Below are 15,784 nucleotides of genomic sequence, written 5' to 3'. Positions count from 1 at the left end.
GTTGCTCGGCAACAGGTTTAGACAAGGGGATTCAAGATTGAAGGTGTGCCGTTGAAACATGTTCTTGTCATTGACGATGATGCCGCAATGCGGCGCCTCATCGCCGAGTATCTCACGATGCATGCCCTGAAGGTAACCGCAGTCCACGATAGCAAGCAGTTTGACTATGTTCTTTCACGTGAGCCAGTCGATCTCGTGGTTGTTGACCTTAACCTAGGCCGGGAGGATGGACTTGCGATCGTCCGCAATCTGGCGACAAAATCGGATGTTCCTATCATAGTGATCAGCGGCGACCGGCTTGATGAGGCGGAAAAAGTGGTTGCACTGGAGCTCGGCGCAACCGATTTCATTCCCAAGCCTTTCGGGATGCGCGAATTCTTGGCCCGCATTCGAGTAGCGCTACGCCAGCGCATTTCTAGTCCGCGAACCAGAGAGCAGCGCTCATTTCGCTTTGGGGCCTGGAAGCTCAGCGTGAAGCAGCGGCGACTGATCTGTGCGGAGCGTGGCGAGGTCAAGCTTACCGCATGTGAGTTCAATCTCTTGATCGCATTTCTGGAGAACCCCCGCAACGTGCTATCCAGAGAACGGCTTTTGCTCGCGAGCCGTGTGCGTGGAGAAGAGGTGTACGATCGAAGTATCGATGTCCTAATCATGCGCTTGCGCCGAAAGCTGGAGGCTGATGCGGCCAACCCTCGCCTGGTCAAAACATCCCGTGGCGCAGGGTACTTCTTCAACGCTGACGTAGATGTTAGCTACGGAGGCACGTTGGCCGCGTGACAGTGAGCTATGCTGGAGATTGGGGTGACGAGGCTGATCAAGCCTTCCAACAGTACCAGCCTGATCAATTACGGCGAGAGCTACCGGTCCGGAGATCGCATCAGCCCCTCTCTGCATATGCACGCGGCCGCCTGAATTGCCGATTTCGCTCAGCTGCTGCTGAATGGCGACGGCTTGCGGCGCATTCAGGGCCCTCTGCGTCTCCGCTGGCCACAACAGCGCTGTGGGATGTTCATTGTTGGGACGACTCACTCGGGTGGCAGGTGGTTGCATGGTCAAGCTCATCCGGCGAAGGGCGGATCTGCTGTTGGCTGGCAGCCAAGACTGGGGGCGGCGGCCCGAACTCCGGCGTCCCAGAGCTTGCGAAAGCCTCCGACACGCTTCTGTTGAGGTCATCCCGTCCAGCGGGCATCCCTGGGTTGCTGAAAAAAGATGAGGCGGCTTGATGATCCTGCCCTCGCTGAAGCACCTCGCGAGACCCCCTGTTCCAGTCGCAGAAGCTCCTCTGGACCGGTAGGCGGCTCGTCAGCTCGACCATCGAACAGCGGCCGGAGCGCCTCGGACACGTGCTGCTCAAAGCCCACTCGCCGGGCTTGGCCCGCTTGCCCCTCCTTCCAAGCCGGCGTCCTGCACCTGCGACAAAGCTGTTACACGGGATGGATTTTTTCGCGGGGTCCACACCAGCCTCACATCAAACTGTATCGTCAAAGTCCTGCGCCAATTCACACAGCGGGTCATCGAGTTGAGATCCGGCGGAGAGCGCCTCCTCTGCTCCCGTCAAGGGCGCCGGCTCCGGGAGGGCGCCTGTCTGGCGTTCAAAGATGCGTTTCAGAATGCGATCCGAGAAATAACGCACCTTCCTCAATTTTAATGGTGGCAGACCTTTGATGAGAACAATCTCGTAGTCGTCATCGAGCAGCCGAACCTGTTCGGGACGCAATAGCGGTGCACCTTGATGTGAATTCTGAATGGTCCAGTCGAACGTTCGCGCCTGGCTGTGGGAAATCGATTTGGCTTCAAACGTGTATTCACCGATGGCCTTGGAAATGTAGTTCGGAGTCTCGTCATCAGCCGTGGCCATGAACACTTGCAGTCCGGTATTGCTGAGAAAATTCTGCTTGCCGGCCTCTCCATAAGCCCCCGTCAGTGCCGAAAGGCTTTGGATGATGAGCATGAAACGCCCCTTGTAGCCCGCGATAGTCGTGATTGCGGTCTCGATCGCCTCCAGCTTACCCAGGTGCTTGAACTCATCGAGCAGGAAGAGAACCTCGTGCTTTTCATCCCGGCGGGCCAGCGACCGCTGCAGAATTGAAACGATTTGCTGAAAAAACAAGCGTATCAAAGGCGCGATCACCTCAAGGTCGTTCGGACCAACGCAAAGATAGATGCACGTTCTGCGACGGCGAAGATCATAGACCGAAAAGTCCGAGCGACTTGTGGCCGCCTTTACAGCGGGATCCGCCCACAGGTTGAGCCCGCCATCGCCGAGCACGGAAGTGTAGGAGGTTAGGATTTTCGTATCGTTCCCCGCCATGTCGTCGAAGATGCGTTGTGCCTCTTTGTTCTGAGTCTCCATGGCGAGTCGCGCGAAGAGCTTAAACTTCTCCCCCGGCTGGGCGAAGAGGTCGTAGACGGCGCCGATTGTTGGCGTGCCCCGCTCGATGCAGGCAAGGATTCCCGCGACAAAGATATCTCGCGCGCCGCTGACGAAACCTTCCGCGCCCTCCCCCTTGGCCGTAATCAGGTTTGCGGCCAAGCGGCGGGCCTCGGTGAATTGCTGCTGTGGAGGCAGCGCTATAAGATCCAACAGCGGATTGTAGCAGTTTGTGCGCCGCTCCGAATCCAGCGGCGCGAATTTAAACACGTCGTCACCTGCGGCTTTGCGCGCCCTCGAGGTGAGCTCAAAGAGCTCCCCCTTGACGTCCAGAGCTATCACCGAGCCTTTGAATGTAAGTAGCGTTGGAATGACTATGCCGACGCCCTTGCCAGCGCGGGTCGGTGCAACGATGAGGCTGTGAGGCTGCTCGCCATTGGTCAGGTAGTAGCCAGGCCAGAAAGGGCCACTTGTCTTCCCAAACACCGGCCCTGTCACGCCACGGTATCGTCGCAGATATCCCGTGCGTCGCATTTCATCCACTCGAGCCCAACGAGCCGTCCCGTGGTGTTCGAGCTTGCGGCGCAATACGATCTGCTGAATCAGCAAGACGACCGCGGACGTCGAGAGCACGATAGCCGCGCCCCGATAGAAAACGGGGGTTGCGAAACCCAAATAGAAGGGCGTCTCAAACCAAAAGGCACGGACATCAAACGCCATCAGAGCCTCGCCGCTGCCGCCGTGGCGGAAGGTTGCGTAAAGACTTGCCGCACAGAAGCCCACGGCGAGTGAGCACGCGATGCTAATGGCTATGTTGGGGGGCGTCGTTTTTGTTGAAAGCATTGTTCCATTGCCGGATTAGCCGTAGCTAATGCTGCGCGTGCTTCAGAGACCGAACCGGCGTCGCGCGATGTCGCCGCTCGACAGATCGATGCCGCAGTGGGTGGTGCGATGCTTGCAGCGCATCACCCGGCAGACGTGGTTTTTGTACGTCAACGGCCAGCGAATTGGAAACGGCAAGGCCGTAGACGGAATTCGGGAGAGAAAGCGTCACTGTACCATGGCCGAGACATCAACGGCCGGAGCGATCTCTGCTTCGGGTGGCCTCCATTAGGTCCTCTCGGGCGTGATTGTAGGCTTGGCTTATGGACCGCCCGACTTGAGCACCCCGCTGCAGCTGTTCATAGGAGGTTTGCGGGCCTACTGTATCACGGACTGCAGCCTCAATACCTGCTATGTGGCCGTCCAGATTCGCACTCCGTTCCTCTGCTGCATGCTGCGGCGGCGGCATGTGCGGCAAGATGTCTTGCATGCCGGGAAAAACTGAGTGAGCTTGGGCCTGTTGATTTGCGTCTAACTGTTGATACATGTTGAGAATAGCATTGGATGCCATCATCCTGACATTACCATCGGGATCAGAAGAAGCCAATCCAATGGCCTGATCAAGAATGCGAGATTTGTTTTCGTCAGTAAACTTACTGAAGTGTGGCGCAACGTAATAAGCTCCGAGAGCTTGCGACGGCGGATCCATGTTGCCAATGCGATTAACAATAGCATCTTGCAGCCCTGGCGTTAGGTAATCGCCTAGATTACTGGCCGCTCCGACTTTCTGCAATGCTATGTCATCCGTGCTGTACCCCAATTCGGCTGTTAATGTCGCGGCCAGATTGATGGCTGATCGTCCAAGCCGATTGGTCCGCCTTTCAAATCTCGCGAGGTCAGTTTCTGGCCCGGGTTGAGTGCCCCGAACGGCTGTTCGCTCGTGCGTCCCGAGGCCTTTGAAGCCCCCAAGATTTCGCGCTGTATCGCGCGGGTTAGCGGTTACCAGCCGTTCTGCAACATCGCTCAATGGCCCCTCTGGAACGTCACGGAGGCTACTGCTCCCCCCGCCTTGAGATGATCTTGCAGCTGCACGTGCCCGTTTGTTGTCGCGATCCATTGCTCGCCTCCAAAGTAGTTATTCTACCCAAATGAGGTTACCACCGAAGCTTGACCTGCTAAACCGATATGATGTTACAGTTGTAGTATGGCAAAGGGTTCCCAGCTCTGTGGGTCTGCCAAGTGCCCGTCCAAGCCGAAGAAAATACGATGAAGCTGGCATCAAATGCGATGTGAACAGCCCCGGGCATTCCGGAGGCCGTTTCGTTTGAGTCACGCGGCTATGGCTGGTTCATCCAACATGGCATAGTAGCGTTCCTCGGCTTCGGCCGGCGGGATGTTGCCGATGGGCTCCAGCAGCCAGCGATTGTTGAAGCAGTCGACCCATTCGAGCTTGGCGAACTCGACGGCCTCGAATGAGCGCCAGGGTCCGCGTCGATGGATCACCTCGGCCTTGTAAAGACCGTTGATCGTTTCGGCGAGAGCATTTCGAAAGAGTCGCCGACACTGCCCACTGCGGGTTCGACGCCGGCCTCCGCCAAGCGCTCGGTGTATTGAATGCTGACGTGTTGGGCGGATTCAACCGGTCGTCGCAACACCAAGGGATTGGAGGTTGCAATGACGGTTCACCAACGCGCTTAGATCGGTGCACTCGAAAGAAGCTGGATTCGCCCGGGCGTCCGCCTGCCTGGCAGCGTGAGAATCGCTTCCGGTTCTGGCAAGCTATTGCCTTGGGACATTCGAGCGAGGAGGCCGCACTGGATGCCGGTACATCAACGCCTCTTGGTCCGCGCTGGTTTCGGAGTGCAGGAGGGATGCCGCCAACGCATTTGGCGCCGTGGGCGAAGCCGCCTTCGGGCGATATCTTTCTTTCGGGAGCGCGAGGATATTGCGCTTGAGCTTGCCAAGGGAATCGGCATCCGGGCCATTGCTCGTAAGCTAGGTCGGCCGCCGAGCACAATCTCGCGGGAGGTCAGGCGCAATGCCGCGACGCGCAGCGGCAATCTGGATTACCGGCCAGTGCCGCCCAATGGCACGCCGTTCGTGAGTCCCGGCGGCCTCCTGGCAAGCTGGCGGTCAATCCGGCTCTGCGTGAATATGTTGAGGAGCGCTTGGCCGGCAAAGTCACCAACCCCAATGGCGCCTCATTCGAGGGCCCCAAGGTGGGTGTGGAAAAAACGACAGAGCCGGAGGTGGTCGGCAACCTGGAGCCCCGAGCAGATCGCTAAATCGGCTTCAGATCGATTACCCAGAGGATCAAACCATGCGGATCAGCCACGAGACGATCTATCAGTCCTTGTACATTCAAGGACGCGGAGCATTGCGCCGAGGACTGACCGCATGTCTGCGTTCAGGCCGAGCGTTGCGCGTACCGCGCGAACGGGCCCGAGTTCGCAACAAGTCCTTCATTGGAGACGCCCTTATAATAAGCGACCGTCCGGCCGAAATTGCCGATCGGGCTGTCCCCGGACATTGGGAAGGCGACCTCATCCTTGGCCTCGGAAGCTAGGCGATCGGTACGCTCGTGGAACGAAGTTCACGCTTCACAATGCGTGCTTCACCTGCCGCGCATGCATGGCTATCAGCAGAGCCTGCGCATCAAGAACGGTCCACCACTTGCCGGCCACGGCGCTGAAGCAGTCCGCAGAGCCATAGCCCGATCCATGGGCAAACTTCCCGAGCAACTGCGTCAGTCGCTGACTTGGGACCATGGAGCGGAAATGGCGCAGCAGCCGACCTGCGCATCGACACCGGGCTCGAGATTTTCTTCTGCGATCCCCAAGCCCGTGGCAGCGAGACTCCAACGAAAACACCAACGGCTTGCTGAGACAGTACTTTCCAAAGGGCACGGATCTCAGTCGGCACACAGCCCGGAACTGGACGCAGTCGCCCATGCTATCAACACAAGACCGCGCAAAACGCTCGGCTGGAAAACACCTGCCGAACTCCTCGACCAGCTCCTTGGGGGACAGTATGATGCCGGTGTTGCGACGATCCGGTTGAATCCGCCTTGGCTGCCTCTATCGCTGTGATGGATGAGCCCGCCTCCCCGCGCGGGCCGCCGATCATGGAGAGCCTGTTCCAGGGCATCGAGAACGAAGGCTGCATGCGCCGTCCGGCTCACCCGCCAGCCGACGATCCGACGGGCATAGGTGTCGACAAAGGCGACATAGACGAAGCCCGTCCAGGTCGCGACGCAGGTGAAGTCGGAGACCCGCAGCATGTTCGGCGCCGGAGCATGGAACTGGCAGTTGACGTGGTCGAGAGGGCAAGGTGCGGCCTTGTCGCTCACCGTAGTGCGGATCGGCTTGCCGCGGACGATGCCTTCGAGGCCCATGGCCTTCATCAAGCGGGCAACCGTGCAGCGGGCGACCTCGAAGCCCTCGCGACGCAACCGCCGCCAGACCTTGCGAATGCCGTAGACGCGGAAGTTCGCCTCAAACCGTCGGACCTCATCCTTCGAGGCTGTATCCCATCTTACCCGAGCCGACAGCCGGCAGGGGTCGACGCGCTTGGCGACATGGTCGTGGTAGGTCGACGGGGCGATCGGCAGCACCTTGCAGATCGGCTCAACCCCATGCGCCTTGCGGTGATCGTCGATGAACGCGATCGTGGCCTGAACCGGCGGTCGAGCTTCGCCTGGGCAAAATACGCGGAAGCCTTGCTCTCGTTGGCCTGCGAAGCTCGCGGCTCTCGCGTTCCAGAGCCTTCAGTTTCGTCGCAGCATCCGTGGGAACTCCGGCGCGCACGCCGCCGTCACGCTCGGCTTTCTTGCAGCCGATCTTGGCGGCGATCGATGAAACCGCCGCCCACCGCGACGTATGCTCGCGTTCGTGATCCAGAACCAGCCGCACCGCAGGGGGTCCGGACCTCGGGAGAGAACTTGTTAGTCGCCTTGCTTGTCATGGTTCCACCTTCTCAGGAGTTGATGGAGTGGATGCCCCTCCCGCCGAGCCAGCGGCGTGGCAGAATTGCCATCGCAGAATGGGCTGCGGACAACAGGAGGAACGACATGAACAACGTCACCATCATTGGCATCGATCTGGCGAAGCGCGTCTTCCACGCTCATGGCGCTCACGCCGACGGCGGCGTCGCATTCCGGAAGAGAATGGCTCGCTCTCAGGTCCTCCCGTTTTTGGCCCGACAGCCAACCTGTGTGGTCGCTTGGAGGCCTGCGCGAGCGCACACGAATGGGGCCGGGCAATTCGGGAGCTGGGCCACGAGGTGAGGCTCATCCCGCCCAGCTACGTCAAGCCTTATGTAAAGCGCCAGAAGAACGACACCGCCGATGCCGAGGCCATAGCTGAAGCGGGATCTCGACCAACGATGCGGTTTGTGGCGGTGAAGACGGAAGAGCAGCAAGCGAGGTCGATGGTGTTCCGGACGCGCGACCTCTTGGTGCGCCAGCGCACGCAACTGATCAACGCCTTGCGCGGTCATCTTGCCGAACACGGCGTCATCGCACCGCAAGGTCCGGCTCACCTGAAAACCTTGGCTGCCGCGATTGATGCCGCCGCATCTACGATGCCCCAACTGGTTGTCGACGTTGGTCGCGTCTACTTGGAGCAGGTCGACCGGTTGAGCTGCGAAGTTGCCGAGCTGGAGAAAATCCTCCGCCGCGAAGCCCAGTGCGGGGAGGATACACGCCGCCTTCAGACCATGCCGGGAGTCGGCCCGATCACGGCCATGGCGGTGGAAGCGTTTGCGCCCCCAATGTCGACCTTCAAGCGCGGCCGTGACTTTGCCGCTTGGCTCGGACTTGTGCCTATCCAGCACTCGACCGGTGGCAAGCAGCGGCCCGGCCGAACGTCTAAAATGGGCCAGCGGGACATCCGACGGTTGCTGATCATCGGCGCAATGTCCGTCATCCAGTGGGCCTCCCGCCGCGGTGCGCGGCCAGGATCATGGCTCGCCCGAATGCTGGATCGCAAACCGCTGATGCTGGTTGCCATGGCGTTGGCCAACAAGATGGCTCGCTCGGTATGGGCGATGTTGACAAAGAAAGAGGATTACCGGGATCTTGGCAGCGCGGCAGCATGAGCATGCACTCGGCGACTGCGAGGCCATGATGGGCGGCATGTGAGGAGGTCGTGAACGTCAAGGGCAAATGATCGGTCTGATCGGGATCAGGAAATGCACCGAGGCTCCAAGAGCGAAAAGCTCGTCGAGTTGATTTGCGCCTGATCCGCGTATCTCCATGACGGCCAGCGGCACCTCCGACGCCGCATCACAGGCCTGACACATGACCGCACCCGATCACATGCTCGAAGACGCGAAAGGCACTTGCATGAAACGGGGCATCCACACATGGAGCCTCCGATCAACCCGGGGCGGCACACAACAAGGGTCACGGATCAATCTGGGCGGGAACCCTAGAGAATCAGCCCTCAGAGCCTTTGGTAATAGACCGACCCCTCGCACCTGTTTGGGCTGGGTGTACACGTCAGGTTTTCATCAGGTTGGACGAGTATGTCTGGCAGCCAGAGCGCGACCACTTCCGTGCCCGCCCGCTCGTCTGGCAGACACACAAAGGAGAAAGATATGCCGTCAGCTACAAGCAGCGCTATCGTTTCCTGCCGCAGATCATCGCCCATCCGGTCTGGCCCTCCTTCAGGTCCCCTTGAGCCTGTGTCTCGTCGAGGAAATGGCCCGGGAGCGGGATCGTGGTTTCGTATGAGACAATCCGCCGGTGCGGCAACAAATGCGGTCCGCATACGGAGCCATTACCTCGCGGCACTTGATATTGCAGTGCAGCAAAGGTAGAGGGCCGCCCCTTATCGGAGTGTCGTCCATGGTCCTTACCAATACTGGTAGCGAGGCAGAACCCGTCGAACAGTCGAGCCATCCGGCAATCGAACAGCAAAGCCCCAAGGTGCTGATGCTAGGCGCGCTCGGCGTTGTCTATGGCGATATTGGCACCAGCCCGATCTACGCGTTCCGTGAGGCGCTGGTGGCGTCGTCGGGCGGCAATGTCGCCGAGCGCGGCGATATCCTCGGCGTGCTGTCGCTGATCATCTGGTCGCTGACGATCATCGTCACCATCAAGTACATCATGTTCGTGCTGCGCGCCGATAACGGCGGCGAGGGCGGCGTGCTGTCGCTGATGGCGCTGGCGCGCGGCAGTTTCCCCAAGCGCTCGGTGCTGATGCTCGGCATCGGCATCGTCGGGGCATCGCTTTTCTTCGGTGATGCCGTCATCACACCGGCGATATCGGTGCTGTCGGCGGTTGAGGGCATGAATGTCGTCACGCCGACCTTCCAGCCCTATGTCGTGCCGCTGACACTGGTCATTCTTGCCATGGTGTTTGCGGTGCAGCGCTTCGGCACGGGCGGGGTAGGATTGGTGTTCGGCCCGGTGACGGCGGTGTGGTTCCTGGCAATTGGCCTTTCCGGGCTCAACCACATCATCGCCGATCCAGAAATCCTGTGGGCGGTCAGCCCGCACTACATCGTCGCCTTCCTGATCAATTCGCCCGACGTCGCTTTCGTGACCATTGGCGCCATCTTCCTCGCCGTCACCGGCGCCGAAGCACTCTATGCCGATCTCGGCCATTTCGGCCGCAAGCCGATCGTGCTGGCCTGGCTGGCGATCGTGTTTCCCTGCCTGCTGCTCAATTATGCCGGGCAAGGCGCCTTCGTGCTGGCCAAGAACGGCGTCGTCGGCCATCCATTCTTCGAGATGAACGAAGGCTGGACGCTGATCCCGATGGTCGTGCTGGCGACGGCCGCGACTGTCATCGCCAGCCAGGCGGTCATCTCCGGCGCCTTCTCGCTGACCCGGCAGGCGGTGCAGCTCAATATGCTGCCGCGCCTCGAAATCCTGCACACCTCGGAACGGCAGTCGGGCCAGATCTACATGCCGCGCGTCAATCTGCTGCTGGCGCTGGCGGTGATGCTGCTGGTCGTCGGTTTCGGCGAATCGAGCAAGCTCGCCTCCGCCTATGGCATCTCGGTGACCGGCAACATGCTGGTGACGACGGTGCTGCTGTTCGTCGTCATGACCCGGATCTGGAAATGGCGGCTGTGGGTGGCGGTCGCCATGACGGCGCTGTTCGGCTTCATCGACATCGGCTTCTTTGCCTCCAACATCGTCAAGGTGTTCGAGGGTGGCTGGGCTTCGCTGGCGGTGGCCTTCACCATTGTGCTGGCTATGTGGACCTGGGTGCGCGGCAGCCGCTATCTCTTCGACAAGACCCGCCGCAACGAAATCCCGCTCGATTTCCTCGCCGGCAATCTCCTGAAGAAAGAGCCGCAGCTGGTGCCCGGCACCGCGGTGTTCCTGACGAGCGATCCACTCAGCGCGCCAACCGCGCTGATGCACAGCCTGAAGCACTACAAGGTGCTGCACGAGCAGAACGTCATCCTTTCGGTGGTGACCGCGCCGCAACCGGTGGTGCCCGACAGCGACCGGGTCAAGATGGAGACGGTCAACGAGCTGTTCATGCGGGTGACGCTGACCTTCGGCTACATGGAGCAGCCGAACATCCCGCGCGCGCTGGCGATCTGCCGCAAGCAAGGCTGGAAGTTCGACATCATGACGACATCCTTCTTCCTGTCGAGGCGCTCGCTCAAAGCCTCGCCCAATTCGGGCATGCCGGTGTGGCAGGACAAGCTGTTCATCGGCCTGGCACGCACGGCCGCCGATGCGACCGAATATTTCCAGATCCCGACCGGACGCGTCGTCGAGATCGGAACGCAAGTGACGATTTAGGGCATGCCGCGGTTGAGAAGAATCGGTGCTGTCACATTGAATGAGCGTTAAGGAAATTCAGGTAGCAGCGCGCCCGGCACTGTAAGTTTCAGCGGCTTGATGCAGCGATAGCTGGCCGGGACGGCTGTCACGCTGTGGCGACACACGCGATTTTGTTCAGATTTGCATGGGGGCGTTACGCAGGTCTCGATGTTGAGCCGATGACAGCGCATTGCAGGGAAAGTGAGCAGGTCGGCAATCGGATCATGGATGGAAACGAACCGCTGAAGCTGGCGTGCCGACTTGAAGCGTTTCATGATCCTTTCGCGTCGTCGGGTCGGCTGGTGCGAATTTTCCGCTCGATTATTCAGGCCTGTGTGCGACCGGTGTTCGACGCCGGGCATGAGGGCGCGCATGGCGGCATCATAGGATCGGAGCTTGTCGGTGATCATGATCCGTGGTGTCCGCCCTTGAGCTTTCAGCAACTTGCGCATCAGACGCTTTGCCGCCTTGGCATTTCGGCGGCTTTGTACCAGCACTTCGAGGACGAAGCCGTCCTGATCGACGGCACGCCAGAGCCACTGCTTCTTGCCACTGATAGCCACGACACATTCGTCGAGATGCCATTTGTCGCCCAGGCAGCCGGCTGATATTGATCTCCTGGGCGAAATGCCGTCCGAATTTCTCCGCGCAGCTTCGAACGGTCTGATGCGTGACGATGATGCCGCGGGCCGCCAGCATGTCCTCAACCACGCGCAGGCTGAGCGGAAAGCGAAAGTAGAGCCATACCGCGTGCGCAATGATCTCGGGGGAAAGCGGTGGCGACCATAGAGCGGACCACGAGCAACTTCTGACATGGCCCAATGTACGCACATCTTCATAAGCTGTCGGTTGACTTTACGGTGCCGCGCCAAGCGAGCAGCATCCGGCCGGCGGGGCCGATCCCGTCTCCCGGCCGTGAGCAGAACGGCATCACGCAGGGGCCGCTTCATCCTCGAGGCGGCCAGCCTGCTTTGCCGTTACCGCCGCCGCCGAAAGCGCCAGGCGTTGCCGCCAGGCGCCGGTCCGCCGGCAGCGGTTCGTCTCCACCGATGATCCGATTGCCAACCAATTCCACTTTCCCCCATACCTGCGTAACGCCGCTATGCAAATCTGGAACAAAATCGCGTATGTCCCCGCAGCATGACAGCCGTCCCGACCAGCTATCGCTGCATCAAGACGCTGATATCTTTAGGTGCCCGCACGCCTCTCGCGCGCCAACGGCCAGTCGGTGTCGCGAATTGAGGCGCGCTGAAGCCGTCCGGCTCAGCCGATCATGGCGCTTCGGTTGCCGGGTTCGAGGTCTTGGCCTCTGCCGCTGCGCGATTCTAGCAGTTGCGCCTTGGAGAGCTCTGCTTCAGCCTCGGCGAGGCATGGCTCGGCTGCGGTTCTCTGCCGCAGAAGGTCCGATTGCGAATTCTTGACGTTGTCACGACGTAGGCGAGCGGCCTTGGCGAACGTCGGATAAGCGAAATGATTGACATCGGAGATGCCGGCCTTCGTTTCCTCGGCGTTTATCTGGAAGTCCAGTTCTCGCGCCATGCGTTCGAAATCGGCAATCATGATGTCTAGCTGGTGCAACTGTCGCCGCTTCTCATTCACCTGAAATTGCTTCAGTCGGACCAGATTACCTCGTGGCTTCATGACTCGGTACTCCGGTACCCATTTCGTCCAATCAAACCGCTCTCTCCCCTTGACGTTAGGCCTACAGCGACTCTCACGTTTTCTGCTGCGAGCGGAAACATATTTTCCAAAATTCTTGGCCGATGGCTATGAGTTCAATGCATCGACAAGCATGCGAGCGGGGGACTTAAGGGGCGGTAAAAAAAGGCGGAATAGGGCGATTTTCACAATGTCTGCATATGAACGCGTTGAGACCTGCGGCGGGCTTGACACACAAAGCAATCGTCAAGATTTGCGACATGGACGCCGGGGGGCATGAATACGCCCGCCGTCAGCTACCCCCCGATTTCCGCCGCCTATTATCGCCCACGCGGTCTGGCTTTATTTCCGGTTTCCGCTGAGCCTGCGCCTGGTTGAGGAAATGCTGCTGGAACGCGGCATCGTGGTTTCGTATGAGACAAGTCGCCGGTGGGGCATCAAGTTCGGGCTGGACTGCGCTCGCTGCTTGCGTCGCAAGCCGCCGTGCCGGAATGATGTCTGGTACCTGAAGGAAGTGGTCGTCACCATCGCCCGGCAAAAAGCTTTGGTTGTGGCGCGCCGTCGACCAGGATGGATATGTGCTGGACGAAATCGTGCAAAACCGCCGCAACACCAAGGCCGCCAAGCGCTTGCTGACGCGGCTGTTGAAGAAGCAGGGGCTCGCGCCGAAGCGCATGATCACCGACTAGCTGCGCTCGTATGGAGCGGCAAAGCGACAGGTGATGCCGGACGTCAAGCACCGGTCGCACAAGGGGTTGAACAACGGAGCGGAGAATTCCCATGTGCCGCCGCGAAAACGGGAGCGGATGATGCAGGGGTCCGATCGCCGGGAGGCCTGCAACGCTTCGTCTCGACCTTGTCAGCCCTCCGCAACCTCTTCGTCCCGCCCCGCCCCAAACGTTCTGCTCTCGCCATACATGTTCATCGCCTCAGCGCGATGGCGCTGGTGATATCACGACGCGTTTGTACCGCTCGACCTACGCCACAGGTGCCGACGCTGTGACGAGCTTCGTCGGTCGCGTGTCGAGTGACGGCACCGGGGACAATTATCGTCGACCGCAGTCCATTGCCCAGACCAAGGCGCTTCTCGGCGTCGGCACGATGGCAAATCGCAGCGTCACGATCTCGGCCGCTGCCCCTTCTGGCGGCGTGGACGGTGATTTCTGGGTGCAGCCGTAATGGCCCTTTACGTCAGAGCCTCCGGGGTCTGGGGGGCGGCCAGCGCCGTCTGGGTGAAAATCTCAAGCCTCTGGACCAAGGCTCGACAGGTCTATGTGCGCAGCTCGGGCGTCTGGGAGAAAATGTTCCCCATAGATCTGGTCTTCAATGGCACTCACGAAGACTCGACTGCCACGACCGTTTACACCCACACCAGCATTCCGCTTCTTGTCGCGCCACACGCTAATCGTCGTGTCATCGTGACAACTGAGACCGAAAGTGCAGTGACCGTCAACAGTATGACGATTGGGGGTGTGGCTGCCACCCTTCTCGCTCAGGTGGAAAGCATCTTCAATTCTGGTGTGGTCTATCTGTCAGTGTGGTCAGCCCTCGTGCCAACCGGTACGACGGCAACGATCGTGACCACGTATAGTGAGAGCGTGTTCCGTGACTACATGTCGGTCTATACGACCACCAATTGGGATGGTGTGGTGGGCACTGTTGCCTCTGACAACAATTCAACGGGTGGCCTGACAACGACCGTCAGCATTGGTGCCCTGGGCGCAGCAATCGCAATTGCGGGCAACGCCACCAATGGGGGCATCGGCACTGCGACATGGACCGGGCTGACCCAACAGTTCTCAAACACACCAGTCACGAATAGAAACCGCAGCGGAGCAATGGCCATAGCTACCGCCGCCCAAGCTGGCCTCACCGTAACCTGTGCCTACAGCACTACTCCAGCACTTGCCGCACTGCTGGTGGTTCCGCTTAACATGTCCTGCCCAGGCCAGGGGTGCGCAACTCCTGACTGGCGACGGCGTCGGCGACATGCCTTACGGACTCGTATTGCCAGAGCTTGTAATCGTCGACAAACCAGCCAAGTCGGCTCTCGATCGCCGTAGCAAGCTCGTTATAGTCGAGGCTGTCGAGGCCGAGATCCCGCATTCTGGTTGTCATCGACACCTCTACGTTTTCGGCAACTAGAGCGTTGAGAGTTTTGAGAACCAGTTGTTCAATTTCAAGTAATGTCGTCACTAATACATACCTTTTGCTTGCAGATTCAGGTAATGCAACCCTGATCGGGGCGCAACCCCCAAAGCGAGGTGTGCCGTTGAAACATGTTCTTGTCATTGACGATGATGCCGCAATGCGGCGCCTCATCGCCGAGTATCTCACGATGCATGCCCTGAAGGTAACCGCAGTCCACGATAGCAAGCAGTTTGACTATGTTCTTTCACGTGAGCCAGTCGATCTCGTGGTTGTTGACCTTAACCTAGGCCGGGAGGATGGACTTGCGATCGTCCGCAATCTGGCGACAAAATCGGATGTTCCTATCATAGTGATCAGCGGCGACCGGCTTGATGAGGCGGAAAAAGTGGTTGCACTGGAGCTCGGCGCAACCGATTTCATTCCCAAGCCTTTCGGGATGCGCGAATTCTTGGCCCGCATTCGAGTAGCGCTACGCCAGCGCATTTCTAGTCCGCGAACCAGAGAGCAGCGCTCATTTCGCTTTGGGGCCTGGAAGCTCAGCGTGAAGCAGCGGCGACTGATCTGTGCGGAGCGTGGCGAGGTCAAGCTTACCGCATGTGAGTTCAATCTCTTGATCGCATTTCTGGAGAACCCCCGCAACGTGCTATCCAGAGAACGGCTTTTGCTCGCGAGCCGTGTGCGTGGAGAAGAGGTGTACGATCGAAGTATCGATGTCCTAATCATGCGCTTGCGCCGAAAGCTGGAGGCTGATGCGGCCAACCCTCGCCTGGTCAAAACATCCCGTGGCGCAGGGTACTTCTTCAACGCTGACGTAGATGTTAGCTACGGAGGCACGTTGGCCGCGTGACAGTGAGCTATGCTGGAGATTGGGGGGACGAGGCTGATCAAGCCTTCCAACAGTACCAGCCTGATCAATTACAGCGAGAGCTACCGGTCCGGAGATCGCATCAGCGCCTCTGTCGTCAAGAGAGCTGTTCTGCTTGACCCCAGCC

General features: G+C 59.6%; 8 protein-coding genes, 7 pseudogenes and 1 other annotated feature. Of the genes and pseudogenes, 7 read left to right on the top strand and 8 right to left on the bottom strand.

Annotation, left to right across the window (positions count from 1 at the left end):
* The first annotated feature begins 51 nt into the window (after nucleotides 1-51).
* Complete coding sequence (gene virG / locus NLY37_RS29160) at nucleotides 52-777, top strand: two-component system response regulator VirG (RefSeq protein ID WP_023685159.1); 726 nt, start codon at nucleotides 52-54, stop codon at nucleotides 775-777.
* 691 nt (nucleotides 778-1,468) lie between these two features.
* On the opposite strand, the gene virD4 is transcribed toward virG (NLY37_RS29160), so the two are convergent.
* From virD4 to NLY37_RS29145, 3 genes and pseudogenes are all read right to left on the bottom strand, one after another.
* Nucleotides 1,469-3,214: a type IV secretion system ATPase VirD4 gene (gene virD4 / locus NLY37_RS29155; RefSeq protein ID WP_023743501.1), complete on the bottom strand. Its 1,746-nt coding sequence runs from the start codon at nucleotides 3,212-3,214 to the stop codon at nucleotides 1,469-1,471.
* Nucleotides 3,215-3,443: 229 nt separating this feature from the next.
* Nucleotides 3,444-4,310: a hypothetical protein gene (locus tag NLY37_RS29150; RefSeq protein WP_023690667.1), complete on the bottom strand. Its 867-nt coding sequence runs from the start codon at nucleotides 4,308-4,310 to the stop codon at nucleotides 3,444-3,446.
* 212 nt (nucleotides 4,311-4,522) lie between these two features.
* A pseudogene (locus NLY37_RS29145) lies at nucleotides 4,523-4,824 on the bottom strand (transposase domain-containing protein); the annotation flags it as partial.
* Between the two features lie 30 nt (nucleotides 4,825-4,854).
* Between NLY37_RS29145 and NLY37_RS29140 the strand changes: the two are divergent.
* Nucleotides 4,855-6,282: pseudogene (locus tag NLY37_RS29140) on the top strand (IS30 family transposase).
* On the opposite strand, the pseudogene NLY37_RS29135 reads toward NLY37_RS29140, so the two are convergent.
* A pseudogene (locus NLY37_RS29135) lies at nucleotides 6,261-7,156 on the bottom strand (IS3 family transposase); the annotation flags it as partial. The pseudogenes NLY37_RS29140 and NLY37_RS29135 overlap by 22 nt on opposite strands.
* Nucleotides 6,789-6,905 (bottom strand) — a sequence feature (AL1L pseudoknot). (Overlaps the previous pseudogene by 117 nt.)
* Nucleotides 7,157-7,262: 106 nt before the next feature.
* Between NLY37_RS29135 and NLY37_RS29130 the strand changes: the two are divergent.
* Together NLY37_RS29130 and NLY37_RS29125 are read left to right on the top strand one after the other, a co-directional pair.
* Nucleotides 7,263-8,290, top strand: a pseudogene (locus tag NLY37_RS29130) (IS110 family RNA-guided transposase).
* Between the two features lie 751 nt (nucleotides 8,291-9,041).
* Entirely contained in the window at nucleotides 9,042-10,961 is a 1,920-nt protein-coding gene (locus tag NLY37_RS29125) for a potassium transporter Kup (RefSeq protein WP_286441039.1), read from the top strand.
* Between the two features lie 156 nt (nucleotides 10,962-11,117).
* Here NLY37_RS29125 and NLY37_RS29120 read toward each other — a convergent pair.
* The 3 genes and pseudogenes from NLY37_RS29120 to NLY37_RS29110 all read right to left on the bottom strand — a co-directional run bounded on the left by NLY37_RS29120 (nucleotide 11,118) and on the right by NLY37_RS29110 (nucleotide 12,623).
* A pseudogene (locus tag NLY37_RS29120) lies at nucleotides 11,118-11,797 on the bottom strand (IS6 family transposase).
* A 50-nt stretch (nucleotides 11,798-11,847) separates the two neighbouring features.
* Nucleotides 11,848-12,011: pseudogene (locus NLY37_RS29115) on the bottom strand (DUF1403 family protein); the annotation flags it as partial.
* Between the two features lie 234 nt (nucleotides 12,012-12,245).
* Nucleotides 12,246-12,623 (bottom strand): hypothetical protein, encoded by a 378-nt coding sequence (locus NLY37_RS29110; protein WP_023743498.1) that lies wholly within the window; start codon nucleotides 12,621-12,623, stop codon nucleotides 12,246-12,248.
* A gap of 298 nt (nucleotides 12,624-12,921) precedes the next feature.
* Between NLY37_RS29110 and NLY37_RS29105 the strand changes: the two are divergent.
* Both NLY37_RS29105 and NLY37_RS29100 read left to right on the top strand, forming a co-directional pair.
* Nucleotides 12,922-13,644, top strand: a pseudogene (locus tag NLY37_RS29105) (IS6 family transposase).
* Nucleotides 13,641-13,820, top strand: a complete 180-nt coding sequence (locus NLY37_RS29100) for a hypothetical protein (protein WP_031194388.1) — start codon at nucleotides 13,641-13,643, stop codon at nucleotides 13,818-13,820. Before NLY37_RS29105 ends, NLY37_RS29100 begins: the two are co-directional and overlap by 4 nt.
* Before the next feature lie 750 nt (nucleotides 13,821-14,570).
* Here the strand turns inward: NLY37_RS29100 and NLY37_RS29095 are convergent.
* Nucleotides 14,571-14,933 carry an acyl carrier protein gene (locus tag NLY37_RS29095; RefSeq protein ID WP_280938698.1) on the bottom strand — a complete coding sequence of 121 codons (363 nt, stop codon included), beginning with the start codon at nucleotides 14,931-14,933 and terminating at the stop codon, nucleotides 14,571-14,573.
* Between NLY37_RS29095 and virG (NLY37_RS29090) the strand changes: the two genes are divergently transcribed.
* Nucleotides 14,914-15,639: a two-component system response regulator VirG gene (virG, locus tag NLY37_RS29090; RefSeq protein WP_023685159.1), complete on the top strand. Its 726-nt coding sequence runs from the start codon at nucleotides 14,914-14,916 to the stop codon at nucleotides 15,637-15,639. The genes NLY37_RS29095 and virG (NLY37_RS29090) overlap by 20 nt on opposite strands.
* The last annotated feature ends 145 nt before the right edge of the window (nucleotides 15,640-15,784 follow it).

This window comes from Mesorhizobium sp. C395A, from assembly GCF_030323205.1.
Lineage (GTDB): Bacteria > Pseudomonadota > Alphaproteobacteria > Rhizobiales > Rhizobiaceae > Mesorhizobium.
Note: the sequence above shows the minus strand (reverse complement) of the source record. Positions and strands in the feature narration are given on the sequence as shown.

Bases quoted from the DNA above. Each gene is read 5' to 3' on its own strand.
- virD4 (WP_023743501.1), bottom strand. From the start codon at position 3,214: ATGCTTTCAACAAAAACGACGCCCCCCAACATAGCCATTAGCATCGCG.
- NLY37_RS29150 (WP_023690667.1), bottom strand. From the start codon at position 4,310: ATGGATCGCGACAACAAACGGGCACGTGCAGCTGCAAGATCATCTCAA.
- NLY37_RS29125 (WP_286441039.1), top strand. From the start codon at position 9,042: ATGGTCCTTACCAATACTGGTAGCGAGGCAGAACCCGTCGAACAGTCG.
- NLY37_RS29095 (WP_280938698.1), bottom strand. From the start codon at position 14,933: ATGACAAGAACATGTTTCAACGGCACACCTCGCTTTGGGGGTTGCGCC.
- NLY37_RS29110 (WP_023743498.1), bottom strand. From the start codon at position 12,623: ATGAAGCCACGAGGTAATCTGGTCCGACTGAAGCAATTTCAGGTGAAT.